This is a genomic window from Allofournierella massiliensis, assembly GCF_004345265.1.
In the GTDB taxonomy this organism is placed as follows: Bacteria; Bacillota; Clostridia; order Oscillospirales; family Ruminococcaceae; genus Allofournierella; species Allofournierella massiliensis.
Map to the genome: position 1 here is coordinate 12206 of NZ_SLUM01000008.1, position 25724 is coordinate 37929.

Here is a 25724-nt window from a genome sequence, read left to right on the forward strand (position 1 = left end):
GGTGAACTATGAAAAAGAAAAATAATCATCTCAGCTATGCCAAATGGGGCTATTTGTTTATCCTTCCGTTCTTTGCTGCGTTTTTCATCTTCTCGTTAATTCCGCTGGTGGATACAGTTCGCTACAGCTTTTATGAGTATTATCGTTCCGGCATCAAAGAGGTAGGCCCCACGTTTGTTGGGCTGGAGAATTATACTGCACTGCTTCAATCCGATATGATAGGCTATGCCGGAAATACCCTGATTCTGTGGCTCATTGGTTTTGTGCCTCAGATTGTCATTGCGTTGTTGCTGGCGAACTGGTTTACAGATATCCGCATTAAGATTCGCGGAATGCAGGTGTTTAAAATTATTATTTATCTGCCGAATCTGATTATGGCGTCGGCATTTGCCATGCTTTTCTTTGCGCTGTTTTCCACCAATGGCCCCATCAATTCGATTTTGCTGTCTATGGGAATGGTTTCTGAACCGATCGATTTTATGGGCACTGCGTTCGGTACCCGTTCGCTGATCGGCTTGATGAACTTCCTCATGTGGTTTGGCAACACGACCATTATGCTGATGGCTGCCATAATGAGCATCAGCCCGGACATTTTTGAGGCTTGCGAGTTGGATGGCTGCGGCAGTGTAAAGCGCTTTTTCTATATCACCTTGCCGCTGATCCGCCCGATTCTGGCGTACACACTGATTACCTCCATCATCGGTGGATTGCAGATGTTCGATGTGCCGCAGATTCTTACTAATGGTCAGGGCAATCCGAACCGCACCTCCATGACACTGATCATGTTCCTGAACAGCCATTTGAAGAGCCGTAACTATGGTATGGCTGGTGCGCTTTCGGTCTATCTGTTTATCGTCAGCGGCGTTCTGTGCTTCTTTGTCTATCGCATGACGAACGGCAAGGATAAAACAGGCACGGCGCGGGCCGCCAAGAAAGCAAAAGGAGGCAGCAAAGCATGAAACATAAAAAAGGTAATTTGGGCGAAACGATCCTCGCTTACTTTATTTTGATCGTGCTGTCCTTTCTGTGCCTGTTCTTCTTTTACATCTTAATCGTCAACGCCACTCGCTCTCATGCAGATTTGCAGAAAGGGTTCAGCTGGCTGCCCGGCAACTATTTTCTGGAAAATTTGAAAAGTGTGGCGAATGACGGGAGCTTCCCCATGTTCCGGGGAATCCTGAACAGCCTGATCGTCTCCACCTGTACGGCGGCATTGTGTACTTATTTTTCGGCGCTTACTGCTTATGGACTGTATGCCTATCAGTTTAAGCTGAAAAAAGTTGCGTTTACATTTATTATGGCGATTCTGGTAATGCCCACACAGGTCACAGCCATGGGCTTCTTGCGCTTGATGACAAACATTGGGCTGTATGATTCGCTGCTGCCGCTCATCCTGCCTTCGGTGGCGTCTCCGGCTGTGTTCTATTTTATGTACAGCTACCTGGAATCCTCACTGCCGCTTTCGTTGGTGGAAGCGGCGCGGATCGATGGTTCCGGCGAATTTATGACCTTCAACCGCATTGTGCTGCCGATTATGAAACCTGCGGTAGCGGTGCAGGCTATCTTTACCTTTGTGGGCTCCTGGAATAACTACTTTGTTCCTGCCCTGATTATTCAGTCGAAGGACAAGATGACCGTTCCCATCCTGATTGCCACATTGCGCGGCGCTGACTATATGAATTTTGACATGGGCAAGATTTATATGATGATTATGGTGGCGATCGTTCCGATCATTGTGGTTTATCTGCTGCTGTCCAAATACATTATCGCCGGCATCACGCTGGGCGGCGTGAAAGAATAATCCCCGGCAAAAAGACCGTCATAGTATACAACACTATGGCGGCCTTTTGTGTATTCATATTTGAGAGGAAGTTTGTTTTATGGTAATAACGCATAATTTTAGCGGCAGCCGGGATGCGGCTCCTGCTGCGCGAGAAATTTGTCACGCCGCACTGGCGAGAAAAGCAGCAGCATCTGGGATCGTACTGCTGAAAAATAATGGGATCTTGCCACTGGCGGCAACGGCGCCAATTGCGCTGTTCGGAAACGGTGCAGGGCATACGGTAAAGGGCGGAATCGGCTCCGGAGATGTGAACAATCGGGAGAATATCTCGATTTATGAGGGCCTTAAGGCGGTTGGAGTGCCTCTGACCAGTGAATCATGGATAGAAGACTATGAGAAACGGTATATGACGGCGCGCTTTCAGTGGAGAGACAAAATTCTGGAAGATGCAAAAAAGGTGGAAAATCCATTCGATGCCTATGCAGACAACCCTTTTGTGCTTCCGCAGGGGCGAGACATTGAACCGGAAGACTGGCGGGGGGCCGCTGCTGCGGTGTATGTGATCAGTCGCATTTCGGGAGAAGGAAAGGATCGAACCGCACAGGAAGGCGATTATCGGCTGAGCGAACAGGAGCGGGAAGACCTTCGCAGGTTAGATGCGGCAGAACTTCCGGTGATCCTGCTGATCAATGCGGGAGGTCCGGTGGAGCTGACCGACCTGATGGAGCAGATGCACCATCTGGCGGCGATTCTGCAGATTTCTCAGCTGGGTCAGCAGGGAGGAGCTGCCGTTGCAGATGTTCTGCTTGGGAAAGTGGTCCCGGAGGGGAAACTTACTGCCACCTGGGCACGTCGTTATACGGATTACCCCAGTGCAGATACATTCGGGGCGTGCAATGGCGATTTGGAGAAAGAAATTTACACAGAGGGAATCTATGTGGGCTATCGCTACTTTGATAGTTTTGATATACAGCCCTTATTCCCGTTTGGGTACGGACTGTCCTACACCGAGTTTTCAGTAGAGTTTGAAGGGCTGGAGGCTGATGCGCATGCTGTTCGGGTGGCAGTTAAGGTGAGCAATACCGGCAAACTTTATGCGGGGCGTGAAGTGGTTCAGGTTTATGCAGCTTGCCCGCAAAACGGGGGCGCAAAGGAATACCGGCGTTTGGTGGGCTTTGCAAAGACGCAGCAACTTGGACCGGGGGAGACTCAGTGTGTAACGATTGCGGTGAATGCGAAGCAGCTGGCTGCCTTTTCTCAGGAAAAGCAGGCGTGGATCCTGGAACAAGGCGTGTATACTCTTTTTGCAGGCAATAGCAGTGTGAACTGTAAGCCCTGCGCCCACCTGAAGGTGGAGACAGAAAAGGTGCTGGAGCGCACACATCCGATCTGCCCGGTGCAGCATCCCTTTGAAGAACTGAAATGTGCTGCGCCTGCAATGGAGAAGGCGGCGCTGGCCACACAGATGAAACTGCCGTGCGTTCGGTTCAACCCTGAACCGGAGGAGAAGGCGCAGGCCGCAATAGTCCCGCTGGCAGACGGCCCGGTGGAGGAGTTGATCCCTCTGCTTTACGGCAATATCACAAAAGGCGCCAGTACCTTGGGTTCCGCGGGAATCCGCGTGCCTGGTTCTGCGGGCGAGACGTCCGAGGCGCTGGAGACATCCCGTGGGGTTCGGTCGCTGATTATGGCGGATGGCCCTGCCGGTCTCCGGCTGCGCCAGAGCTATCAGGTTGATCGGGATACGGGTGAGGTGATTCCCACCGGAGTATTGGGGTCCTTGGACAACGGATTCCTGGATGAGCCGAAGCATCATGACAATGCGGACACCTACTATCAATTCTGTACGGCATTTCCGGTGGGCACGGCGCTGGCTCAAAGCTGGGATCTTGAACTTATGGATGAATTCGGGCGGGCGATTGCCGCGGAAATGGAGGAATTCCATATCGATCTGTGGTTGGCCCCGGGACTGAATATTCACCGGAATCCACTCTGCGGACGTAATTTTGAATATTATGCGGAGGACCCGCTGCTGTCCGGCATGATTGCGGCGGCGGTGACCCGCGGCGTGCAGCATGACGGCAGCCGAGGGGTGACCATCAAGCATTTTGCGTGCAACAACCAGGAGGATCACCGAATGGGCGTGGATGTGCGTGTTTCGGAACGAGCGTTGCGAGAGATTTATCTGCGAGGATTTGAAATTGTAGTCAAGGCGGCAGCTCCGGCAGCAATCATGACTTCGTATAATCGTATCAATGGTGTGCAGGCGGCGAACAGCAGAGATCTGTGTACGGTGGTAGCTCGTAAGGAGTGGGGATTCGACGGACTGATTATGTCTGATTGGAACACCACCGTTCCCGCAGATGGCAGTATTCCCTGGCAGTGTGCGGCAGCAGGGAATGATGTGATCATGCCAGGAAATCCGCAGGATGATGCAGATATCCGGAAAGCTTTGAGGGAAGGCGTCCTGAAAGAGGAAGAGGTGCGTGCTTGTGCAGGCCGTTTGATTGAGCTGTCCCAGCGGTTGAGTCAGGGAAGATAAATGGGAATCAATGCAGCAGAATATAGTGAATGCTCATAGCAGATAAGAGGGGTTATAGAGTATTATGCACCACAGTCCAAACCTGCTGCATGATCGCGGAAACCTGCTGAATTTGCGGATCATCCAGTCGACCGGTTGCATTGGCCAGACGGGTGATCTGGTTCAGATTGTTCCCGATGACGGACAGCTCTCTGGAAAGTTCCCGGTAGCTTTCCGCGGGGCGTGGTTTGATGGAACAGCCGGAAATCAACTGGCGTACAATGGCACTCTTGGATAGGCCGCTCACGGTTTGCAGGTGCTCCAGGTGCTGTGCCTCTTCTTTCGAGAGAAATGTTTCAAAGCGGATGGGTCTGTTTCGCATGATGCAGAATCCTTTCAGATGGAATGGGGTATCAGGGGTTTTCCCCTGACAAGTGGCGTTTGTGTGGACAAATGCCGTGCTTGCTGGAAGTTTACCGGCTGAATAGAGCGGTGTGCCGAAGAAGGCAGCGCAATGGGCTGCGGGAAGAAGCGCCGAGCTTTCGAGCCTGGAATTTTAAAATGAAAAGAAGGTGCTTTCCTCTTTTCAGATAGTAGGTTCCATATTTGGTTCTTTCTATATTTACTCTCTTCTATACTTGGTTGCATCGGAATCTCCGTATTTGGAAAATCCGATCATGGAAAAGCCGATTTCGGGCCAGGGATCGAATCAGGAAAAGGGCTGTTCAAAGATCTGATAATCGTAGTCGATGATATGGCCCTGTGCATCGCGCACCTTTTCGCGCTTTAAGTAATGGTGAGCTTCCAGTTCCTTCAGCCCGGTGCGGACGCTGTCCAGACCATCCCGGTTTTGGCTGGCAAGACCACGAATGCTGTAGTCCCAGTCATCTGGATTGGAGAGCATATAGGAGAGCAGTCCTTTGGCTTTCAGTGAAAGATTGGGATCCCGCAGATGGACATTGCTCATAACGGTGTAGTTGTTCCGTTTCGGAACACGAAAAACAGGCATGGATAAGCTCCTTTCAGTTTTGTGCAGCGATTTCGGACCCCGTTTTTTGGACCACACTTCATTGAAACGGGGCGAAATCAATGGTATTATGGAAAACAGAATCCGCAGAATTTAAGGAAAAAACCAGGGCAGGAAGCGGGGGAAAGAAGAAACGGGAGGTCTCCGGCCGTTCGAATCCACCCGCTCCCACCAAAAATCCCGGATGTGAAAACATCCGGGATTTTTCTTTTGCAAAATTCACGGCTCTGCAAAAATCAGAGCCCGGGCAAAAGAAAAAAATACGGATTTTGGCGGGGATGCAAAAGAGAAAGAAACACGGGAACTGAAAGAATTCTGAAATTCCTGCAAGACAAATGGAACGCAAAACGAAATCTCGGCAGAATGGTACAAGGGGCCGGGGCCGGTTTGGTGATTTTTGTCGATTGTTAAGGCGGCGACAGGCTGGTATGATGGCACTGTGAGAAAGACAACTGTGGCCACGGTTGCTCGAAGCTGTTTCAGCACGCAAAAGAGAAATCAATGAACCGGAGGAATTACAGATGAGTTATCCCGCCATAGTGGGATTTGTGATGATGATCCTCATCACAGTACTCCTGCTGAAAAAGACTGTCAGCCCGATTTTCGCCTTTACGGTGATCCCCATCGTGGGCGCGTTTCTGGTTGGTTCCAGCGTAGCCGAGGTTTGCAGCTATGTGGAGACCGGCTTGGGCAAAACGATGGAGCTGATGTTTATTATCTTCTTCTCGCTGCCCTATTTCGCCCTGATGAACGATGCGGGCCTGTTTAACCGGCTGGTGGAGATCCTGCTGAAAAAGACCAAGCTCAGCGTGGTTACCGTTTGTGTGATCACAGTGCTGGTCTCCCTGATCACCGAGATCGACGGCAGCGTGACCAGCACCTATCTGGTTACCGTGCCCATGATGCTGCCCCTCTACAAAAAGCTGAAGATTGACCCCAAGGTACTGCTGTTCCTGTGCTCGGCCACCATGTGCGCACTGTTCGTGCTGCCCTGGAACGCCCGCAACCTGCGTGCAGCCACCCTGCTGGAGGGCATCGATTCGCCCAACAACTACATCTTCTCCAAGATGCTGCCCCTGATGCTCATCTACATTGCCATGTGCATTGTGGCCGCCGTTCTGATGGCCAAATGGCAGATGAAGAAGGGCGCCGGTGTGGTGGACGGCGAAAGCACCAGCGAAGTGCACATGGAATACAGCGAGCTGGCCCGCCCCAAGCTGTTCTGGTTCAACCTGCTGCTCACCGTTGCCCTGATCGTGGGCCTGACTGTGGTACCCTGCCCGGATTACTTCATCTTTGCGGTGGGCCTGGTGATCGCCATGGCGGTGAACTACCCTGACCAGAAGCTCCAGGGCGAGCTGATGAAGAGCTACGGCAAGCAGATGTACTCCACCGCCTGTGCCATCTTCCTGTCCGGCGTGGTGGTCGGCGTGCTGAGCGAGAGCCCCATGATGGACGCCATGGTCGACTTCCTGATCGGCCTGATCCCCACTGCCATGGGCCCCTGGATGTACCTGATCATTGCGGTGTTCAGCTTCCCGCTGATGCTCATCTTTACCAACGATATCTGGCAGTTCTCCATCGTGCCCATCGTGGCTGCTCTGAGCACCCAGTACGGTGTGGCCAACGAGGTGGTTGTGATGGCTCTGCTGATGAACATGGGCGCCATGATCTCGCCTGTGGCGCAGCCTCAGCTGTATCTGGCCTGCGACCTGGGCGACAAGACCGAACTTGCGGATTATGTGAAGTTCAGCTTCAAGCCCCTGTGGGTGATGAACATCCTCTGGCTGGTATTCGGCTGGGCGCTGGGCATCTTCCGCTGAGTGTGCGGCGTGCGCTGTGCAATGGATTCTGTATGCGGCTCCGGCATTCTGCCGGGGCCGTTTTTTGTGGAACAAGGAAAGGAGCCGCTGACAATGGAAAAAAAGCTGTTTTACGCGCCGGTGGAGCATCCCTGGAAATACGCGGTGCCCGCCTACCGGGCGGCACCCCATGTGTGGCAGGTGGGCGGTCAGGACGACGTGTGCGCCTATCTGCTGGACTGCGGCGAGGAGCTGATGCTCATCGACACCGGTTACCGGGCCTCCTTTTATCTGATGCTGGATCGGATCTGGCAGCTGGGCTACGACCCGCGCAGGATCCGGAAGATCCTGCTCAGCCACTGGCACTGGGACCATGTGAACGGCGCGCGCTATCTGCAGGAACTGTCCGGGGCAGAGGTGTGGATTTCGGCCATTGACGAGGAACAGCACCAGCTGTGGAAGGAGCGCACCGACCCGTTGCCCATGGTGGATTACCGGGCAGACCACTTCTATGATGACTGTGCCACCATTGACCTGGGCCGCTTTTCGGTGCACACCCGCCTGACCCCCGGGCACACCCCCGGGGCCACCTCTTTCTGGTTTGACGACACCGACGAGACCACCGGCGAGACCTTCCGCTGCGCCATGCACGGCGGACTGGGCGTTGCCATGATGGCGCCGGAATATCTGGAGCGATACGATCTGCCCCGGCAGCTGCCCCGTGTTTTTGTGGAGGACTGCCTGGAGCTGGCCGACCGCTGGAAGGTGGACATCTGCCTGCCCAGCCACCTGAACCAGGGCAATGTGAAGCCCAATATCCCCGCGGATCGGACCGACTACCGGGTATGGATCGACCGGGCCCAGTGGGGCGAGACCATGCGGGGCCGGGCCGCGGCGGTGCGGGCCATGTATCCGAAGGGCCTTGGCACGGGTGATGAAACAATTTGAAATACAGATGAAAAGATTGCAACGGGTGAATGAAATCCCGTGCGAAGCGCACAATGTGCCCGCGGGATTTTAGGCGGCATTGCAGATTGCCGCCGCCGCCCGCCGCTGGTATGCTTATACCAGACGAAAGACCGAGCGCCGGGCGGCTGTTTGCGGCCCGCCCGATTCCGAACAATGCAAAGGAGCATCAATTATGAAAACACCCGTGATCACCAAGATGGAAGTGTACCCCGTTGCCGGGCGGGACTGCATGGAGCTGAACCTCTCCGGCGCGCATGCCCCCTACTTCACCCGCAACATCGTCATCCTCACCGACTCCACCGGCACCGAAGGTGTGGGCGAGGTGCCCGGCGGCCAGAAGATCACCAGCGCGCTGGAAAGCGTGAAGGATCTGGTGGTCGGCACCGCCATCGGCGATTACAAGGCCACCCTGAACAAGGTGCGCGCCTGGCTGGATGCCAACATCAAGGACGATGTGCGCGGCCAGCAGACCTTCGATCTGCGCACCGGCGTGCATGTGGTCACCGCCATTGAGGCCCCGCTGCTGGACCTGCTGGGCAAGTATCTGGATGTGCCCGCCGCCGCGCTGATGGGCGACGGTGTGCAGCGGGAGCGGGTGCGTTTCCTGAGCTACCTGTTCTATGTGGGCGACCGCAAAAAGACCGATCTGCCCTACGCTTCGGAGCCGGATTCCGACTGCGAATGGTACCGCCTGCGCCACGAGGAGGCCATGACCCCCGAAGCCATTGTGGCTCTGGCCAAGGCCACCCACGACAAATACGGCTTTGAGGACTTCAAGCTGAAGGGCGGCGTGCTGGAACCCAGGGAGGAGCTGAAGGCGGTGCAGGCCATCAAGGAGGCCTTCCCCAACGCCCGTGTGGATCTGGACCCCAACGGCTGCTGGAGCCTAGCCGAGGCGCTGGAAATCGCCCCCGAGCTGAAGAAGGTGCTGGCTTACTGCGAGGATCCCTGCGGCGCCGAGAACGGCTTCTCCGGCCGCGAGGTGATGGCCGAGTTCCGCAAGGCTACCATGATGCCCACCGCCACCAACATGATCAACACCGACTGGCGGCAGATGTGCCACTGCATCGCGCTGCAGAGCGTGGACATTCCTCTGGCCGATCCCCATTTCTGGACCATGAACGGCTCGGTTCGCGTGGGTCAGCTGTGCAATGACTTCGGCCTGATGTGGGGTTGCCATTCCAACAACCATTTCGACATCAGTCTGGCCATGGTGGTGCAGTGCGCCGCCGCCATTCCCGGTAAGATGAACGGCATCGACACCCACTGGATCTGGCAGGAGGGCCTGGAGCGGCTGACCAAGGAGCCGATGCAGATCGTGGACGGCTGCATCGACCTGCCCAAAAAGCCGGGCCTCGGCATCGAGGTGGATCGGGAGCAGGTGATGAAGGCACACCAGCTGTATGTGGACAACTGCCTGGGCGCCCGCGACGACGCCAAGGGCATGCAGTACCTGATCCCCGGCTGGAAGTTCGATCCCAAGCGCCCCTGCATGGTGCGCTGAGCCGCAAAAGCGATGTTTTTTCAGGGCGGGCCGGCAAGGCCCGCCCTTTTCCGCCTGCCGCTGGTGCGGCGGGGCGAAAGCTGGTATAATTGATTTCAGAATCCTTGCAAATTGATTGCAGGTGTATCACGCGGGCAGCGCCGCTGCCGGAAAGGGGCTGTTATGAGCCACATTGCGATTCTTCTGCCCAAGGACGATCTGGTCCTTCAGGCCAGAGAGCTGGCCAAGGGGCATTACTCCATTGCCGAGATCCGCCAGATCGAGACCGAGAACGCGGTGGAGGAGGCCCGCACCTCCATTCAGAACGGGGCGGGAATCCTGATCTGCCGTGGCCTGCAGGCGCTGCGCATCCGGGAAAATCTGAACGTGCCGGTGGTGAGCGTAAAGCTCACGGCGCAGGGCATCGGCCTGTTGCTGTGCAAGGCGAAGCGGCTCACGGTGGAGCCCCGGCCCCGGGTGGCGCTGGTGGCCGTGTGCGACATGCTGTGTGACACCAGCTGCTGCAGTATGCTGTTCGGGGTGGATCTGCAGATTTTTGCTTACCGCACCGAAGAGGAATACGAGGAGATGAACCGCAAGGCGCTGGCCAGCAAGCCGGACGTGATCATCGGCGGTGATCTGACCATGGACATGGCCCGGCAGGCGGGCTGCGCCAGCCTGTTTCTGGATTTCAGCGACGATTCCTTCAACGATGCCATCCAGAACGCCGAGACCGCCCTCATGGCCAACGAGATGAACCAGCGGGCCAACGCCCAGATCGACGCGCTTTTGAACAACACCACCAACGGCTACATTCAGGTGAACCGCACCGGCCGGGTGACCAAGAGCAACGACATCATGCTGGAAGCGCTGGAATGCAGCCGGGATGCCCTTGTCGGCCGCCCGCTGCAGGAGGTGATCCCCGGCCTGGAGAAGGACGTGATCGACAACGTGCTGGCCGGCGGCAACAGCTACTCCACCTTTCTGCACATCCGGTATCAGGCCATGGTGGCCATTCTGGCCCCCATCCGGCTGGAGGACGGCCAGGTGGACGGGGCAATCCTTTCCTGCCACAAGGTGCACCGTTCCATCCAGCTGGACCCCCGCGCCGAGGACGGCGAACTGCTGCAGGGCAACCTGACCCAGCGCACCTTCGACAATGTGCACCACCGCTCGGCCGCCATGGCAAAGGCGGTGGATCAGGCCCGGCTGTTCAGCCAGTCCAACGCGCCCATTCTGCTGGCGGGGCCCCAGGGGCTGGAGGTGAGCCTGCTGGCCCAGTGCATCCACAACAACAGCACCAACCGCACCGGCCCCTTCGTGCAGCTGAACTGCGCCAGTCTGGAGCCGGAGGATCAGATGACCGCCCTGTTCGGCACCGGCTACAAGAACAAGGACGGCGAGGTGGATCTGGGCGTATTGGGCATGGCGGAGAACGGCACCCTGCTGCTGCAGGAGGTGGACAAGCTCTCCCATACCGTGCAGTCCAACATCTATCAGGCGGTGCGTTACCACCGGGTAATCCAGCGCAATCTGGAGCGGCCGGTGCACGTGAATACCCGCATCATCGTTACCTCCGAGGGCGATCTGTACGCGCTGGCCTGCGAGGGCGCGTTCCGGATGGATCTGTACTATCTGCTGGCGGGGCTGCGCATCGATCTGCCTCCGCTGAAAAAGCGGCCGGAGGATCTGGAGGACATGCTGCAGGCCACCTTCCAGCGGCTGTGCGAGAACCTGCGCCGCTATCATGTGATCACAAACGGCGGCATGGAGCTGCTGAAAAGCCTGGACTGGCCGGGCAACATCATCCAGATCAACGCCTTTCTGGAGCGGCTGGTGCTCACCGCCCGCCACCGCAGCATCGACGAAACCGCCATCCGCAGCCTGTACGATGAGATGTTCCCCCCGCTGGCCCGCGAGGCAGGCCAGCCCGCCGCACCCCGGCAGAGCCGGGAAGGCCAGCGGATTCTGGAGGCGCTGGAGCGCAACGACGGAAACCGGGCCGTCACCGCGCAGGAGCTGGGCATCAGCACCACCACCCTGTGGCGCAAGATCAAAAAGCTGGGCATTGAGATCTGAAAAAAGCACCGCATTCCATTCACGGAGTGCGGTGCTTTTTGCTGGGAAAATGCAGGTTTCTGTTTCAGCATGAAAGAAAAATGAAACGCTTTTCGCACGCTTTTGAAAGACTGGCAAATTGCAATGAAATGCACCCCGGGGCTTTGGCTTATCCGTCAATTGTTTTGCCGGGGCGTTTTTTTATAATGGGAAGTGTCGAGAACGAAGGCGGCGCACAGGCGACGCCCATGTGTGAAAGAAAGGATGATAGACCGTGGCTTTTGTGCCCTATGGGATCACACCCCCCATTATCACCCCTTTCCGTGAGGACGGATCGGTGGATTACGAAACCCTGGCCATGATGAGCAAGCGGCTGGTGGAAAACGGCGTGCACGGGCTGTTCCCCATGGGAACCACCGGTGAATTTTATGCAGTGAACGACGAGGAGTTCGTAAAGATCCTGACCACCGTGAAGGATGCGGTGGCCGGCATGACCACCCGCAAGGGCCGGCCGATCCAGCTGTTCGCCGGCTGCAACCACATTACCACCCGTGGTGTGATCCATCTGATCCACCTGGTGGAGCAGGTGGGCGGTTACGACGCGGTGAGCGTGCTCACCCCCATGTTCATCAGCCAGACCCAGGATGAGCTGTACACCTACTACAAGACCATTGCCGACAGCACCGACATGCCGGTGATCCTCTACAACAACAAGCCCAAGACCAACGTGACCATTGCCCCTGAAACGGTGGCCCAGCTGGCCCGGGACTGCGCCAACATCGTGGCGGTGAAGGATTCCACCGGCGACATGACCAACAGCGAGGAGTACCTGCGCCTGACCCGTGACCAGCGGGATCACTTCAACGTGCTCATGGGCCGCGACACCCTGATCTTCGCCGCTCTGATGTACGGCGCCACCGGCGCCATTGCCAGCTGCGCCAACGTGGCGCCCCGCATCACCGCCGACATCTACGACAAGTGGGAGGATGGCGATCTGGCGGGCGCGCTGGAGGCCCAGTACAAGCTGGCCCCCCTGCGCATCGCCACCAACATGGGCACCTTCCCCCAGACCATCAAGGAGGCGCTGGTGATGCAGGGCCTGCCGGTGGGCAAGTGCCTGGATCCCATTCAGGAGCTGAATGCAGACCAGAAGGCGAAGCTGCGCAAGGTGCTGGAGGACATGGACCTGCTGTAATTTGGAAAGGAGCGAGGACCGATGGAATACCGCCGCTTTCAAAACAAGGTTTTTGTGCGCATCGACCGGGGCGAGGAGATTCTGGAGCAGCTGAAAAAGCTGTGCGAAGCCGAGAAGATCACTCTGGCTGAGGTGAAGGCGCTGGGTGCGCTGAGCGAGTTCACCGTGGGCCTGTTCAACCCCGATACCAAACAATACGACAGCCACACTTACCACGAGCTGACCGAGATCACCAGCCTGTGGGGCACCGTGACCACCAGGGAGGGTAAGCACTATGCCCACCTGCATCTGAGCGCCGCCGGGCTGGACAACCGGGCGCTGGGCGGCCACATGAGCCGCGCAGTGGTGGGCGGCACCTGCGAGATGGTGCTGGACGTGGTGGACGGCACCGTGGAACGCCAGATAAGCGATGAGATCGGGCTGAACCTGTTCAAATTCTTATGATTTCCCCTGAACATTCAGAGAAACACTATACAAAAGAAACGAGGTAATTTATCATGAAAATTGGTTTGATCGGACTGGGCATCATGGGCAAGCCCATGGCAAAGAATCTTTTGAAGGCCGGCTACGAGCTGGTTGTGAACGACCGCAACCAGGCCAGCATTGACGAGGTGGTCGCCGCCGGCGCCAGCTACGCCACCCAGGCTGAGATCGGTGAGAGCTGCGACGTTGTGCTGACCATGCTGCCCAACTCCCCCCAGGTGAAGGAAGTCATGCTGGGCGACGACGGTGTGGCTGCCCACATGAAGGCCGGTTCCACCTTCATCGACATGAGCTCCATCAACCCGGTTGCCAGCAAGGAGATTGCCGCCGTGCTGGAGGCCAAGGGCATCGATATGCTGGACGCTCCCGTTTCCGGCGGTGAGCCCAAGGCCATCGACGGCACCCTGTCCTTCATGGTGGGCGGCAAGCAGGAAGTGTTCGACAAGTTCAAGGATCTGCTGGGCGCCATGGGTGCTTCCGTTGTGCGCTGCGGCGACGTGGGCGCCGGCAACACCACCAAGCTGGCCAACCAGATCATTGTTGCCTGCAACATTCAGGCTCTGGCCGAGGCTCTGACCCTGGCCCAGAAGGCCGGCGTGGATCCCGAGCTGGTGTTCCAGGCCATACGCGGCGGTCTGGCCGGCAGCACCGTCATGGAAGCCAAGGCTCCCATGATGATCGCCGGCAACGACAAGCCCGGCTTCAAGATCGACCTGCACATCAAGGACCTGAACAACGCGCTGGACTGCGCCCACACCGTTGGCTCTCCGCTGCCCATGACTGCCGCTGTGCAGGAAGTGATGCAGTGGCTGCACAACAACGGCTGCGGCCAGAACGATCACAGCGCCATTGCCAAGTATTATGAGAAGCTGACCGGCATTCAGATCGGCCGCTGATCCCATCCAGACAAAAAGTGAGGAATGTGCCATGAACAGCAGCCTGCGCAGCGATGCGAATACCATCATTGAACGGTCCATTCAGGCCGTTCTGCCGGACGAGGCGGTGCGCCGCGCCCTGAGCGGCCGGAAGTTTTCCGGCCGGGTGCTGCTGGTGGCGGCGGGCAAGGCGGCCTGGCAGATGGCCAGCGCCGCTGCCGCCCAGCTGGGCGACGGGCTTTCCGCCGGCGTGGTGGTGACCAAATACGACCATGTGAAAGGGGACATTCCCCATTGCACCTGCTATGAAGCGGGCCATCCGGTGCCGGACGAAAACTCCTTCGCCGCCACCCAGGCCGCGCTGGATCTGGTCAAAGATGCGGGCGAGGGCGACACCGTGCTGTTCCTGCTTTCCGGCGGAGGCAGCGCCCTGTTTGAAAAACCGCTGGTGAGCGGCGAGGAGCTGCAGAACATCACCGGCCAGCTGCTGGCCTGCGGGGCGGACATCGTGGAGATGAACACCCTGCGCAAGCGGCTGAGTGCGGTGAAGGGCGGGCGCTTTGCTCAGCTGTGCGCCCCGGCGAAGGTGTTCGCGGTGGTGCTCAGCGACATTCTGGGCGACCCGCTGGACATGATCGCCTCCGGCCCGGCCTGCCCGGATTCCTCCACCTGCGCTCAGGCGCTGGCGGTGGTGGAAAAATATCATCTGACCCTGAGCGACGCTGCCATGGAGTGCCTGAAGCAGGAAACCCCCAAGCAGCTGGACAATGTGGAAACCCAGATCACCGGCAGCGTGCGCCAGCTGTGCGCCGCTGCGGCCCAGGTCTGCCGCCAGCTGGGCTATGAGCCGGTGATCCTCACCGACCAGCTGTGCTGTCAGGCAAAGGAGGCGGGGAGCTTTCTTGCCTCCATCGCAAAAACCCATGCCCGTCCGGAGCATCCCATGGCCTTTATCGCCGGGGGTGAAACGGTGGTGCAGCTTACCGGCAAAGGCAGGGGCGGCCGCAATCAGGAGCTTGCCCTGGCCGCCGCCGAGGGCATTGCCGGCATGGATAACGCCGCCGTGTTCAGTGTGGGCAGCGACGGCACCGACGGCCCCACCGATGCCGCCGGCGGCTATGTGGACGGAAGCACCCGGGCCGCACTGCTGGCCGCGGGGCTCACCGTGCACGGGGTACTGGCGGAGAACGACGCCTACCATGCCCTGCAAAAAACCGACGGACTGATTGTAACCGGCCCCACCGGCACCAATGTGAACGATGTGGCGCTGGCGCTGGTGCGCTGAGCCGGGCAGACAAACCCAAACTGTTACCGAACCTCTCATTTTAATATTCTCCTTATAAAGCAGACACCGCCCGAACGCTGGATCATGTCCCCTCAGCGCCGGGCGGTGTTTGCTTTGTGTGAAAAAATGAACGATGACGCACGCCCGGTGAAAGGAAGATGAAACGAATCTGAACGGTTTGCCAAAGCGCACAGCCCGATGGGGCATATCCCGGAAGGTTTGCCGCTTGTGGTCGAACGGGGCGTGGAACTACAATAAAGGCAGAAAGAGAACGCGGCACAACAGCCGCGCAACCAGTAAGAAACCGGAGGAAAACAAAATGAACGCAACATCACCCATCATCACCAAAATGCAGGTGATCCCGGTGGCGGGCTACGACAGCATGCTCATGACCCTGAGCGGAGCGCACGCCCCCTGCTTCACTCGAAATCTGGTCATCCTGACCGACAACGCCGGCCACACCGGCATCGGCGAGATCCACGGCGGCGACTACACCTGCGAATGCCTGAACGCGGTGAAGCCTCTGGTGGAGGGCCAGCCCGTGGCCTGCTACCGTCAGGTGCTGCAGCGCATCCACAAGCTGGCCCAGCGGGCCGAAGGCGACGACGGCGAGGGCATCCAGACGCTGGACATCTCCAAGCTGAAGTTTGTGGTCAAGAGCGAGTGGGCCATCGAGTGCGCCATGATGGATCTGATGGGCCAGTTCCTGGGCGTGCCCATGTGCCAGCTGCTGGGCGAGGGCCAACAGCGCACCGAGGTGGAGATGCTGGGCTACATGTTCTATGTGTCCGACAAGAACAAGTACACCGCCCCCGGCATTCAGTATCTGGACGAGAGCAACAGCAGCGACCCCTGGTTCCGCCTGCGCCGGGAGGAGATCCTGACCCCCGAGCGGATGGTGGAGGAAGCCCAGGTGCTGCACGAGAAGTACGGCTTCAACAACTTCAAGCTCAAGGGCGGCGTGCTGCGGGGCGAAGAGGAGATGGAGGCGCTGCGGGCCATCAAGAAGGCATTCCCGGAAGCCCGCATCAACATTGACCCCAACGGCGCCTGGAGCCTGGAGGAGGCCATCCGCCTGTGCAAGGACATGCACGATGTGATCACCTATGTGGAGGATCCCTGCGGCCCCGAGGCCGGTTACTCCGGCCGCGAGATCATGCGGGAATTCAAGAACGCCACCCAGTTCCAGGTGGCCACCAACATGATCGCCACCGACTGGCGGCAGTTCTACCACACCATCAGCCTGAACGCCTGCGACATCATTCTGGCCGACCCCCACTTCTGGGGCTTCGACGGCACCATCCGCATGGCCTAGCTGCTGGAGAAGTGGGGCCTGACCTGGGGCGTGCACTCCAACAACCATTTCGACATCACGCTGGCGGCCTTCGCTCAGGTGGGTGCGGCAGCGCCCGGCGAGCCCGCCCCGCTGGACACCCACTGGATCTGGCAGGATGGCCAGAACCTGCTGCTGGATACCCCGCAGATCGTGAACGGCAAGCTGCAGGTGCCGGATGCCCCGGGCCTGGGCGTGCACCTGAACATGGAGCGGGTGATGCAGGCCAACGCGCTGTACAACAGCCTGCCCAGCCACGACCGGGACGACGCCATGGCCATGCAGTACCTGATTCCGAACTGGAAGTACGACCACAAGAAACCCTGCCTGGTGCGCTGAAGCAGCAGACGGATTTTTCCTCTTTTCTCTCGAAATGCAAAGAACGCCCCGGCTCAAAGCCGGGGCGTTCTTTGGTTTGTACACGCTTTTGCCGGAGGGTGTGAGAAAGAGAAACCGGCGCAGCGCAAAAGAGAAAAGAGGAATGCTTATTTGAGATGACGGTCGAAGAAGTCGATCATCAGCTGTTTGACCGAGGGCTGGAAGAACTCGCGGGAGCCATGGCCGGCGTGATGCAGCACATACAGCTCGGCTTTTTCCTCCAGACCGGCGTCACAGATGGCCTGATAGAAGGGCTCGCTGCTCAGCCCCAGCGGAACAATGGGGTCGTTGTCGCCGTGAAGGATCTGGATGGGGCACATGCCCGGATTGATCTTGCCGGTCACGCTGGCGGCCACCGCACGCTGCTTCATGGTGGCGGGATCACCGCCCAGCAGTGCGCCGCCGTGGGTATCCTCCACCCGGTGCCAGCGGAAGGAAGGATCGGAAAAACGTTTTTCTTCGCTTTCCATCAGCGCCAGCACATCCACCGGGCCGAACATGTCGCAGCAGGCCTGCACTCTGGAGGACTGGTCCAGATGTTCCCCCACGTCGTCGCCATCCAGATTCATGGCGGCCATGGCAGCCAGGTGGCCGCCCGCCGACCGGCCGAACACGCCAATGTGTTCGGGGTCGATCTCAAATTTCGCGGCGTTGGCCCGAAGGAAGCGGATGGCTTCCTTCACATCCCGGATCTGATCCGGGTAATGGCCCTGAGCGCTGCTGCGGTAGTAGATGGACGCCACCACATAGCCTGCGTTGGCAAACTCGGTCATCTCGCCCAGCATCAGGTTTTTGTCTGCGCCGCGCCAGCCGCCGCCGGGAATCCACACCAGAGCGGGCTTTGGGGAATGATCCTCCCGGGGATCGTCTTCGCCGATGGCGAGCTTTTGTTCGCTGTTGCCGTTTTGCAGCAGCACCGAGAGCTTCAGCTCCAGAGGGTTGCCCTCCAGATCGGTGCGGGTGGCATAGACCACGTTGTCGATGAGATTCAGGGCCTTGCGCTTATGGCCCGGGTCGATGTACTGTTTCATGTTGTTGCCTCGTATGTTTGATAAGGTTTAATTGTAGATAGGGAAGAAGAGATTCACGCCGATAATCAGCGAGATCATGAGCAGCAATACCAGAGGCAGGGTGAATTTCATCACCTTGAAGGCATTGTGATTACCAATGCCAAAGGCCATCATGGCACCGGCACAGCCGGTGGGCATTGCAATGGCGAACCAGCTGGAAACAGCCGCCACCAGAACCACGGCCTTCACATTCATGCCACCAGCCTGTGCTGTGGCTGCGGCGATGGGGCACATGAGGGCCATGGTGCCCATGTTGGAAAGGAAGTTGGTGAGGATGGTGGTGACCACACAGAACACGATAGACACAAACAAGCCACTGGGATTGGAGCCCAGAATGTTCAGTACGGTGTTGCCGATCAAATCGCCCACGCCGGTGCTGCCCAGAACCGAGGACATCACAGTCATGCCGGCGATCATCCAGACCATGTCGCTGGTGAGGGTGGAAACGGCTTCCTTAACGCTGAGAACCTTGGTGAGGATCAGGATCAGTACGCCGGCGGCGGGCAGAACATTGGTGACATCGCTGCCCAGCTGATTGGAGAACATGAAACCACCCATAACAAGGAAGAATACCAAGAAGGTGATGATTTCATCCCGTCGACTGAGGGCTTCGGTTTCCTTCACGTCCTTTACCTGGGAGTTGTCGATCTTGCCACTGGGAATCAGTTTATAGCACAGGATGCAGTAAAGGGTGCCGACAATGGCGGGCAGAATGCCAGCTTTGAAGTAATCGGTGATAGCCAGCAGATCCTCAGGACCTACCATGCCCTGATAGAAAGAGTTGATGGTGCCGGGCATGGTGGCGCCCATGCCGATGGGAATTTTGGAAGTCCAGATGGTGTTGATGCAAGCTACCGCAAACAGCATGCGGGCGGGGGAGATGGAGCTCTTTTCGTCCAGCGTCTGCACAAACAGCAGCATGATGGACAGGCAGGCGATCTGGCCCATCAGCTGGGATAGGGCGATGGTGATCACATACAGCGCAACCACCAGGAAAATGCCCTGCTTGCCCTGCAGATTGGTCATCACACCGCGCAGGCGGTGTACCAGGCTGGTCTTGCCCAGGGCAGTTGCCACCACGATCATGGTTGCCACCATGATTGTGGTGCTGTTGGAAAGACCGGAAAAGGCAGTGGAAAGGTCGCAAACACCGGTAAGCACAAAGGCCACGCAGCAGATCATTGCGGTCACACCGTAAGGGATGATGCGGGTCAGCAGCATGACGACCATGAACGCAAGAATGGCCAGAACAATAATCATTTCTATGGTCATGATGATCCTCCTGATTGTTTGGTTGAAAAACAACAGGAAAAAATCGACGATTCCCCTGGGGTGCGGCCGCAAAATTGTGCGAAATGCCTGTTGTTTTTTCTCTATATCACTATATTACAGAGAAAATGACGGACACACAATCCAGCGAAGGCTATACAAATTATAAGCAAAAACTATGGATGTTCTTGCGCCTGACCATTCGCAGCGATACAATAAAGTCAGAACGGAAAACGGGAGGAAACGGGCGTGAACGTGCGAAGCATGGAGTATCTGCTGGCCATCGAAAAAACAGGCAGCCTTTCCGCCGCGGGTCGGCTGCTGAAGGTTTCGCAGCCGACCCTTACGGTGTTTGTGCAGGGGCTGGAGCAGCAGCTGGGCGCGGCGCTGTTCCGGCGGGAGGGTCGCTGCCTTGTGCCCACCGCGCAGGGCCGGGTGCTGCTGAATGCCGCCCGGGAGATCGTGGCGGTGAAGGAGCAGACCTATCAGACCATCCACCGGCTGACCCATCGTCAGAGCAGCCGCATTGTGATTGGCGCCACTCCGCTGCGGGGCTCGCTGATGGTGGCGCAGGTGTTCCCGGCCTTCAACCGGCGGTTCCCGGATGTGGAGCTGGTGATCCGGGAGGGCTACACCCGGGACATCAAGGACTGGGTGCGCCGGGGTCAGGTGGACTGTGCCCTGTCCAGCTACATCAGCGGCGAGGAAGGGTTCGAGATCATTGCAACCATGAAGGAGGAGATCGTGGCGGCGGTGCCCGGCTTTCATCCCATGGCGGCCATGGCCCGGGAGCGGGGCGACGCGCTGCCCTGTGTGGATATCCGCTGTTTTGCGGATTCGCCTTTTGTGCTCATGGCGGAAGGAAATACCGCCCGCGCGGTGTACGACCGGATCATGGAAAAGGAGGGGCTGCGGCCCACCGAGGTGTTCGAGACCAACAATCTGCTGGTGCTCTGCCGCATGGTGGGGCAGGGAATGGGCGTGGCGCTGATTCCCGCCAGCTCCATGCAGAAAAACAGGGAGGACACGGTGTATTTTTCCATCTATCCCCGGTACTACATGCACCTGGGCATGCTGCTGCCCCCCGGCCGCAACGAGCTGAGCGAAGCTGAGCGGTATCTGGCCTATCTGGTGATCCGCGGCGATATGGAGAATCCCGCCTATCAGCGGAGTCTGAATGTGAGAGCCCAGCAGATTTTAAATGAATTCGAGGGGGAGGATACGCCGTGAGCCTGCAAAGCATGGAATATGTGATTGCCATTTCCGAGGAAAAGAGCCTTTCCCGGGCGGCGGAGCGGCTGCTGATCAGCCAGGCCGCCCTGAGCCAGCATGTGAAAAAGCTGGAAACCGAGCTGGACGCCAGGCTGTTCCAGCGCCAGCACGGTCATCTGGTGCTCACCGATGCGGGCCGTGTGTATGTGAACGGGGCGCGCAGGGTGCTGGATATTTACAACCGGGCCCTGTATCAAATCTACCACATGTGAGGAAAACAAGCAAAGAGCCTGTGCGGTGCACAGGCTCTTTTTGCGTGCCGAATCAGTTCAGGCTCTGCAGGTATTCATCCATGGCGGCCGCCACGGTTTTGGAATACTTCACCGCTTCCACCACGGTGCGGGCGCCCAGCACCACGTCGCCGCTGGCAAAAATGCCCGGGCGGCTGGTGTGACCGGTCTCGTCGGTGGCCAGAAGGCCCCGTTCGGTGGTATTCAGGCCGGTGGTGGTGTTCACGATTTTGTCCTTGGGGCCCTGGCTCACTGCAATGATCACGCTGTCCGCCGGAAAGAGCGCCGGTTCGCTCAGCTGGGTTACCTGACCGTTTTCATCGAAGGATGCCTGCCGGTACTCCACGCCCTGATCGGTGATGCGCTCGCTGTGGATGCCGTAAAGAAATTCCACTCCGTCGGCCAGCGCGTAGTCCACCTCCCGCACGCTGGCGGCGGCCCTGTCGGACCGGCAGAGGATGGTCACATGTTTTGCCCCCTTGCGCAGGGCGGTGCGGGCCACGTCCATGGCCGAGTTGCCTGCGCCGATCACCGCCACATCATTGCCCAGATCATACACATCCGGATCCACCAGATAATCGATGGCAAAGTGCACGTGGCCCAGGCTCTCGCCGGGAATGCCCAGCTTTCTGGGCCGCCACACGCCGGTGCCGATGAAGATGGCCTGATAGCCGTCCCGCTGCAGATCGTCCACCGTGAGTGCCCCGCCGATGGAGGTGTTGGGCCGGATTTTCACCCCCAGCTTCACCAGCTGATCCTTGTACCGGTCCAGCACCGACTTGGGCAGCCGGAAGGCGGGAATGCCGTAACGCAGCACGCCGCCGATCTTTTCCCGGCTTTCAAACAGGGTCACATCGTAGCCCTTCTGGGCCAGCAGCACCGAGATGGTGATGCCCGCGGGCCCGCTGCCGATGATGGCGACCCGCTTGCCCCGGTTGCCTTCGCGCCGGATCTGCATCCGGTCCAGATAGGTGTCCGAGATGTAGTTCTCGATGCTGGAAATGTGCACCGGGGCGCTTTTGCGGCCCAGCACACAGTGCCCCTCGCACTGCTTTTCGTGGTCGCACACCAGCGAACAGACCACGCTCAGGGGGTTGTTCTCAAACAGCATCTCGCCGGCGGCGTCCAGCTGGCTGTTCAGAAACAGCTGGATTATGTCCGGAATGGGGGTGTTGATGGGGCAGCCGGTGCGACACTGGGGCACCTTGCAGTGCAAACAGCGCCGGGCTTCGTTTACCACATGAATGGCCATATTGCGTCTCCTCCTTGTTGATGATGAAAAACGGGCGGAAAAAGAACCCCGGCGGGCAGCCGGGGTGGGTGAGGGTTACACGATGTCCAGCGGGGTGCGGCGGGTGGGGGCCGGGAAGGCGGCATCCAGTGCGGCCAGCTCCTCGGCGCTCAGGCGCAGTTCCAGCGCGGCGGCGTTGTCCAGCGTGTGCTCGGCCCGGCTGCTGCGGGGAATGGGGTACACCCCCGGCCGGGTGAGCAGAAAGGCCAGCAACACCTGCCAGAGCGAAACTCCGTGTGCTGCGGCGGCGTTCTGCACCGCGGCGCAGCCCGCCAGATCCCGGCGCAGGCTGCCCGCCTGTGCCAGCGGGCAGTAGGCCATCATGGGCATGCCCTGCTTTTGCATCCAGGGCAGCAGATCAAATTCCACGCCCCGGCTGCCCAGATGATACAGCACCTGATCGGTGGAGCACCGGCTACCGCCGGTCACTTCCAGCAGCTCGTCCATGTCCAGCGCGTCAAAGTTGGAAACGCCCCAGGCCCGGATGCGCCCCTTTGCCTTCAGCTGCTCCATGCACTCCACCGTCTCGGCCAGAGGCACCGCGCCCCGCCAGTGCAGCAGATACAGATCCAGATAATCGGTGCCCAGCCGCCGCAAAGAGTTTTCGCAGCTCAGAAAAATGCTGCGCCGATCCGCGTGGAAGGGGTACACCTTGGACACCAGATACAGCGAGGCCCGATCCATGCCCCGGATGGCGCTGCCGATCAGATGCTCGGATGCGCCCTCGCCGTACATTTCGGCGGTGTCGATCAGGTTCATGCCTGCCTCCACGCCTGCCTGCAGCGCCTTGCGCTCCCGGGCGGCGGTGGCGGCATTCTCGCCCAGATACCAGGTGCCCTGACCGATGCGGCCCACCGCCCGGCCGTTTTCCGTAATAAATTCCATGTTTGTTGTCCTTTCGTGCAGTGAAAATAGGCTGCTTTCATTGTAGCCGCCGCCGGTTGGGGTGGGCAATGGATAAACTGCACATCCGGGCGGCGCAAAGTTGTGGAAGCTGCACAATCGTTTTGAAACCTTGCATCGGGTGTGGAAGATCCTGCAATGGGCTGAAAGAAGGCTGCGAAAGGGGTGAAACCGGTTGCAATTGCGGGGCGGATCCGCAGAAGGTGCACGGTTTTCGACAGATTGTGAATGAAATGTGGAAAAGTACTCCGTGTTTTGTATAATAAAGCCGGAAAACAGCCTGCAAAAGGAGGAAACACGGATGAAACAACGAATTGCCGCGCTGCTCTGTGCCTGCGGCCTGCTGCTGACCGGCTGCGGGGCACAGCAGGAGCAGCCTGCCCCCACAGCCCAGCCCTCGCCCACGGCCCAGCCCGTGATTCAGGATTATCCCTGGGAGTTTGCCTGGCAGGAGGGGGATATTGAAGCCCTCAAGACCCCCTGTGAGCGGCAGGGCACGGTGGTGACGGTGGAATACGACACTCCGGCCTATGCGGTGAACGACCTGCTGGGGAAGGACGAAACGCTGCACAAGCGGCTGCGGGTCTATCTGCCCTACGGCTACGACGAGAGCCGCCAGTACAACGTGCTGTATCTGCTCCACGGCACCAAGTATCCGGGCGACGGGGAGATGGAGGAGTACTGGCTGGACCAGTGGGGCGAGCAGACCCTGCCAGTGCTGGACAACATGATCGATCAGGGCCTGTGCGAGCCGGTGATCGTGGTCACGCCCACCTACTATTCCCGGGTGGAGGGCTGCCCGCTGGGCAGTGAGCAGGTGGAGAAGCTGGCCCGGCGGCTGGATGACCGGTACATCTCCGGCCAGGGCAAGGGCGACGACCGGGAGCAGAACATCTGGCCCCAGTATTTTGGTCAGGAGCTGCGGAACAACATCATCCCGGCGGTGGAGGGCAAATTCAGCACCTACGCCGGCGGTGACACCGGCGAGGAAAGCCTGATCGCCTCCCGGGAGCACCGGGCCTTCGCGGGCCTGTCCCGCGGGTCGATGACCGTCTGCCGCTCCGGCCTGACCCAGAACGCGGACATCATTGCCTGGTTCGGCTCCTATTCCGGGGCATGGCAGGAGTTCGATGCCATGAAGGAGGCGCTGGAGGGGGAGTTTGCCGCGTATCCCATCCGCTTCTGGTATAACGGCAACGGCGTGGGAGACTTTGCGCTGCCCAACCACGAGGAATTCCGGGACCTGACGCTGGAGCAGATGGGCGACCGCTTTGTGGACGGGGAGAACTACGCCTTTGTGACCCTCACCGACGGCGCCCACCGGTACGAGAGCTGGATTGCGGATCTGTATAACTCGCTGCTGGTCTTTTTCCGGTGAGGGGAGAATCTGTGGTATAATACAGAAAAACGGGCCCTGCCACACCGGCGAAAAGGAGCCCTTCGGAAAGGACGGGAGAGCCATGTATCCGGGACGGGTGGAGCTGCATCTTCACATGGACGGTGCGCTGACCGAGGCCTTCGCGCGGGAGTGCCTGAAACAGCAGGGAATCAAAGAGCCGGAGGATCTGGCCGCGGCGCTGGCCGCCCAGCCGCTGTGCGAAAATCTGGTGGATTATTTAAAATGCTTCGACATTCCGCTGCGCATTCTGCAATACGCCGAAACGCTGGAGCGCTGCGCCTTTGATCTGGTCTGCCGGCTGGCCGGGCAGGGCTATGTGTACGCCGAGCTGCGGTTTGCCCCCGCCAGCCACTGCGCAAAAAGCCTGACCCAGCAGCAGGCGGTGGAAGCGGTGCTGCGGGGAATCCGGGCCGCAAGGGTTCAGTACCCGGAAATCGGCATCGGGCTGCTGCTCTGCTTTATGGTGGGCGGTGACGCCGACCACGAGGCTACCCTGAACGCCGCCCGGCAGTATCTGGGGCAGGGCGTTGTGGGCGTGGACATGGCCGGGGCCGAGGGCATGGTGCCCATGGAGCATTACCGGCCCCTGTTTGCCCGGGCAAAGGCGGAGGGCATCCCCTTCACCATCCACGCCGGAGAGTGCGGCAGCTGGGAGAACATCCTCACCGCCCTTTCCTTCGGGGCAAGGCGCATCGGCCACAGCACCGCGGCCATCCGCTCGCCGCAGTGCATGGAACGGCTGCGGGAGAGCGGCGCGGCGCTGGAATGCTGCTTCACCAGCAATTTGCAGACCCGGGCGGTGGCCACCCCGGCGGAGCATCCCATCCGGGCATTCCAGCAGGCGGGGCTGCGGGTGACCGTGAACACCGACAACCCCACCGTCTCGGCCACCACGCTGGCCAACGAACACCGGGTGCTGGCGGATCAGTTCGGCTTTTCCGACGAGGAGTTTTACCGGATGGACCGCACTGCGCTGGAAGCCGCCTTTGTGGGCGAGGGGGAGAGGAAGGCCCTGCTGGCCCGGCTGGAAACACTGTGGGCTGAGGGGCAGAGCTGAGAAAAGAAAAAAAGGGGTGCGGGTCACAAGCGACCCGCACC

General features: G+C 59.0%; 22 protein-coding genes and 1 pseudogene. 17 read left to right on the plus strand and 6 right to left on the minus strand.

The features are described 5' to 3' along the window. Nucleotides 1-8: 8 nt before the first annotated feature. From EDD77_RS05835 to EDD77_RS05845, 3 genes are all read left to right on the plus strand, one after another. On the plus strand, nt 9-959 hold the full coding sequence (locus EDD77_RS05835; protein ID WP_058963916.1) for a carbohydrate ABC transporter permease: 951 nt from the start codon (nt 9-11) through the stop codon (nt 957-959). Next, nucleotides 956-1801: a carbohydrate ABC transporter permease gene (locus EDD77_RS05840; protein WP_058963917.1), complete on the plus strand. Its 846-nt coding sequence runs from the start codon at nt 956-958 to the stop codon at nt 1799-1801. Before EDD77_RS05835 ends, EDD77_RS05840 begins: the two co-directional genes overlap by 4 nt. Nucleotides 1802-1880: 79 nt before the next feature. Then, on the plus strand, nt 1881-4325 hold the full coding sequence (locus tag EDD77_RS05845) for a glycoside hydrolase family 3 protein (RefSeq protein WP_058963918.1): 2445 nt from the start codon (nt 1881-1883) through the stop codon (nt 4323-4325). Nucleotides 4326-4377: 52 nt separating this feature from the next. On the opposite strand, the gene EDD77_RS05850 is transcribed toward EDD77_RS05845, so the two are convergent. Together EDD77_RS05850 and EDD77_RS05855 are read right to left on the minus strand one after the other, a co-directional pair. Next, complete coding sequence (locus EDD77_RS05850) at nt 4378-4686, minus strand: MobC family plasmid mobilization relaxosome protein (protein ID WP_058963919.1); 309 nt, start codon at nt 4684-4686, stop codon at nt 4378-4380. Between the two features lie 327 nt (nt 4687-5013). Then, nucleotides 5014-5313, minus strand: coding sequence for a helix-turn-helix domain-containing protein (locus tag EDD77_RS05855; protein ID WP_058963920.1), 300 nt, complete (start codon nt 5311-5313; stop codon nt 5014-5016). Nucleotides 5314-5393: 80 nt separating this feature from the next. On the opposite strand from EDD77_RS05855, the gene EDD77_RS05860 reads away from it, so the two are divergent. The 10 genes and pseudogenes from EDD77_RS05860 to EDD77_RS05905 all read left to right on the plus strand — a co-directional run bounded on the left by EDD77_RS05860 (nt 5394) and on the right by EDD77_RS05905 (nt 17153). After that, nucleotides 5394-5639 carry a hypothetical protein gene (locus tag EDD77_RS05860; protein WP_058963921.1) on the plus strand — a complete coding sequence of 82 codons (246 nt, stop codon included), beginning with the start codon at nt 5394-5396 and terminating at the stop codon, nt 5637-5639. A 213-nt stretch (nt 5640-5852) separates the two neighbouring features. Beyond that, complete coding sequence (locus EDD77_RS05865; protein ID WP_058963922.1) at nt 5853-7154, plus strand: SLC13 family permease; 1302 nt, start codon at nt 5853-5855, stop codon at nt 7152-7154. Nucleotides 7155-7247: 93 nt separating this feature from the next. Further along, nucleotides 7248-8081 carry an MBL fold metallo-hydrolase gene (locus tag EDD77_RS05870; RefSeq protein ID WP_058963923.1) on the plus strand — a complete coding sequence of 278 codons (834 nt, stop codon included), beginning with the start codon at nt 7248-7250 and terminating at the stop codon, nt 8079-8081. A 193-nt stretch (nt 8082-8274) separates the two neighbouring features. Continuing rightward, nucleotides 8275-9606 (plus strand): enolase C-terminal domain-like protein, encoded by a 1332-nt coding sequence (locus tag EDD77_RS05875; protein WP_058963924.1) that lies wholly within the window; start codon nt 8275-8277, stop codon nt 9604-9606. Between the two features lie 162 nt (nt 9607-9768). After that, the gene (locus EDD77_RS05880) at nt 9769-11664 is read left to right on the plus strand and encodes a sigma 54-interacting transcriptional regulator (protein WP_132587340.1); all 1896 of its coding nucleotides are present in this window, start codon (nt 9769-9771) and stop codon (nt 11662-11664) included. Between the two features lie 253 nt (nt 11665-11917). Continuing rightward, entirely contained in the window at nt 11918-12838 is a 921-nt protein-coding gene (locus EDD77_RS05885) for a dihydrodipicolinate synthase family protein (protein WP_058963926.1), read from the plus strand. A 21-nt stretch (nt 12839-12859) separates the two neighbouring features. Next, nucleotides 12860-13282, plus strand: coding sequence for a PPC domain-containing DNA-binding protein (locus EDD77_RS05890; RefSeq protein ID WP_058963927.1), 423 nt, complete (start codon nt 12860-12862; stop codon nt 13280-13282). 53 nt (nt 13283-13335) lie between these two features. Further along, on the plus strand, nt 13336-14217 hold the full coding sequence (gene garR / locus EDD77_RS05895) for a 2-hydroxy-3-oxopropionate reductase (protein WP_058963928.1): 882 nt from the start codon (nt 13336-13338) through the stop codon (nt 14215-14217). A gap of 31 nt (nt 14218-14248) precedes the next feature. After that, entirely contained in the window at nt 14249-15481 is a 1233-nt protein-coding gene (locus EDD77_RS05900) for a glycerate kinase type-2 family protein (protein WP_058963929.1), read from the plus strand. 718 nt (nt 15482-16199) lie between these two features. Continuing rightward, nucleotides 16200-17153: pseudogene (locus EDD77_RS05905) on the plus strand (enolase C-terminal domain-like protein). Between the two features lie 146 nt (nt 17154-17299). On the opposite strand, the gene EDD77_RS05910 reads toward EDD77_RS05905, so the two are convergent. Continuing rightward, nucleotides 17300-18223 carry an alpha/beta hydrolase gene (locus tag EDD77_RS05910; protein ID WP_058963930.1) on the minus strand — a complete coding sequence of 308 codons (924 nt, stop codon included), beginning with the start codon at nt 18221-18223 and terminating at the stop codon, nt 17300-17302. 27 nt (nt 18224-18250) lie between these two features. Next, complete coding sequence (locus EDD77_RS05915; protein ID WP_058963931.1) at nt 18251-19534, minus strand: SLC13 family permease; 1284 nt, start codon at nt 19532-19534, stop codon at nt 18251-18253. 246 nt (nt 19535-19780) lie between these two features. Between EDD77_RS05915 and EDD77_RS05920 the strand changes: the two genes are divergently transcribed. Both EDD77_RS05920 and EDD77_RS05925 read left to right on the plus strand, forming a co-directional pair. Next, entirely contained in the window at nt 19781-20761 is a 981-nt protein-coding gene (locus tag EDD77_RS05920; protein ID WP_058963932.1) for a LysR family transcriptional regulator, read from the plus strand. Beyond that, entirely contained in the window at nt 20758-21015 is a 258-nt protein-coding gene (locus EDD77_RS05925) for a LysR family transcriptional regulator (protein WP_058963933.1), read from the plus strand. The genes EDD77_RS05920 and EDD77_RS05925 overlap by 4 nt, the downstream gene beginning before the upstream one ends. A gap of 52 nt (nt 21016-21067) precedes the next feature. Here the strand turns inward: EDD77_RS05925 and EDD77_RS05930 are convergent, their stop codons facing one another. Both EDD77_RS05930 and EDD77_RS05935 read right to left on the minus strand, forming a co-directional pair. Continuing rightward, on the minus strand, nt 21068-22285 hold the full coding sequence (locus EDD77_RS05930) for an NAD(P)-dependent oxidoreductase (RefSeq protein WP_058963934.1): 1218 nt from the start codon (nt 22283-22285) through the stop codon (nt 21068-21070). Between the two features lie 75 nt (nt 22286-22360). Further along, on the minus strand, nt 22361-23209 hold the full coding sequence (locus EDD77_RS05935; protein WP_058963935.1) for an aldo/keto reductase: 849 nt from the start codon (nt 23207-23209) through the stop codon (nt 22361-22363). Between the two features lie 319 nt (nt 23210-23528). Here EDD77_RS05935 and EDD77_RS05940 point away from each other — a divergent pair, with 319 nt between their 5' ends. Continuing rightward, nucleotides 23529-24605, plus strand: coding sequence for an alpha/beta hydrolase (locus EDD77_RS05940; protein ID WP_058963936.1), 1077 nt, complete (start codon nt 23529-23531; stop codon nt 24603-24605). Nucleotides 24606-24687: 82 nt separating this feature from the next. Beyond that, the gene (gene add, locus EDD77_RS05945; protein ID WP_058963937.1) at nt 24688-25683 is read left to right on the plus strand and encodes an adenosine deaminase; all 996 of its coding nucleotides are present in this window, start codon (nt 24688-24690) and stop codon (nt 25681-25683) included. Nucleotides 25684-25724 lie beyond the last annotated feature (41 nt).

Bases quoted from the DNA above. Each gene is read 5' to 3' on its own strand.
- EDD77_RS05835 (WP_058963916.1), top strand. From the start codon at position 9: ATGAAAAAGAAAAATAATCATCTCAGCTATGCCAAATGGGGCTATTTG.
- EDD77_RS05840 (WP_058963917.1), top strand. From the start codon at position 956: ATGAAACATAAAAAAGGTAATTTGGGCGAAACGATCCTCGCTTACTTT.
- EDD77_RS05845 (WP_058963918.1), top strand. From the start codon at position 1,881: ATGGTAATAACGCATAATTTTAGCGGCAGCCGGGATGCGGCTCCTGCT.
- EDD77_RS05850 (WP_058963919.1), bottom strand. From the start codon at position 4,686: ATGCGAAACAGACCCATCCGCTTTGAAACATTTCTCTCGAAAGAAGAG.
- EDD77_RS05855 (WP_058963920.1), bottom strand. From the start codon at position 5,313: ATGCCTGTTTTTCGTGTTCCGAAACGGAACAACTACACCGTTATGAGC.
- EDD77_RS05860 (WP_058963921.1), top strand. From the start codon at position 5,394: ATGGTATTATGGAAAACAGAATCCGCAGAATTTAAGGAAAAAACCAGG.
- EDD77_RS05865 (WP_058963922.1), top strand. From the start codon at position 5,853: ATGAGTTATCCCGCCATAGTGGGATTTGTGATGATGATCCTCATCACA.
- EDD77_RS05870 (WP_058963923.1), top strand. From the start codon at position 7,248: ATGGAAAAAAAGCTGTTTTACGCGCCGGTGGAGCATCCCTGGAAATAC.
- EDD77_RS05875 (WP_058963924.1), top strand. From the start codon at position 8,275: ATGAAAACACCCGTGATCACCAAGATGGAAGTGTACCCCGTTGCCGGG.
- EDD77_RS05880 (WP_132587340.1), top strand. From the start codon at position 9,769: ATGAGCCACATTGCGATTCTTCTGCCCAAGGACGATCTGGTCCTTCAG.
- EDD77_RS05890 (WP_058963927.1), top strand. From the start codon at position 12,860: ATGGAATACCGCCGCTTTCAAAACAAGGTTTTTGTGCGCATCGACCGG.
- garR (WP_058963928.1), top strand. From the start codon at position 13,336: ATGAAAATTGGTTTGATCGGACTGGGCATCATGGGCAAGCCCATGGCA.
- EDD77_RS05900 (WP_058963929.1), top strand. From the start codon at position 14,249: ATGAACAGCAGCCTGCGCAGCGATGCGAATACCATCATTGAACGGTCC.
- EDD77_RS05910 (WP_058963930.1), bottom strand. From the start codon at position 18,223: ATGAAACAGTACATCGACCCGGGCCATAAGCGCAAGGCCCTGAATCTC.
- EDD77_RS05915 (WP_058963931.1), bottom strand. From the start codon at position 19,534: ATGACCATAGAAATGATTATTGTTCTGGCCATTCTTGCGTTCATGGTC.
- EDD77_RS05930 (WP_058963934.1), bottom strand. From the start codon at position 22,285: ATGGCCATTCATGTGGTAAACGAAGCCCGGCGCTGTTTGCACTGCAAG.
- EDD77_RS05935 (WP_058963935.1), bottom strand. From the start codon at position 23,209: ATGGAATTTATTACGGAAAACGGCCGGGCGGTGGGCCGCATCGGTCAG.
- EDD77_RS05940 (WP_058963936.1), top strand. From the start codon at position 23,529: ATGAAACAACGAATTGCCGCGCTGCTCTGTGCCTGCGGCCTGCTGCTG.
- add (WP_058963937.1), top strand. From the start codon at position 24,688: ATGTATCCGGGACGGGTGGAGCTGCATCTTCACATGGACGGTGCGCTG.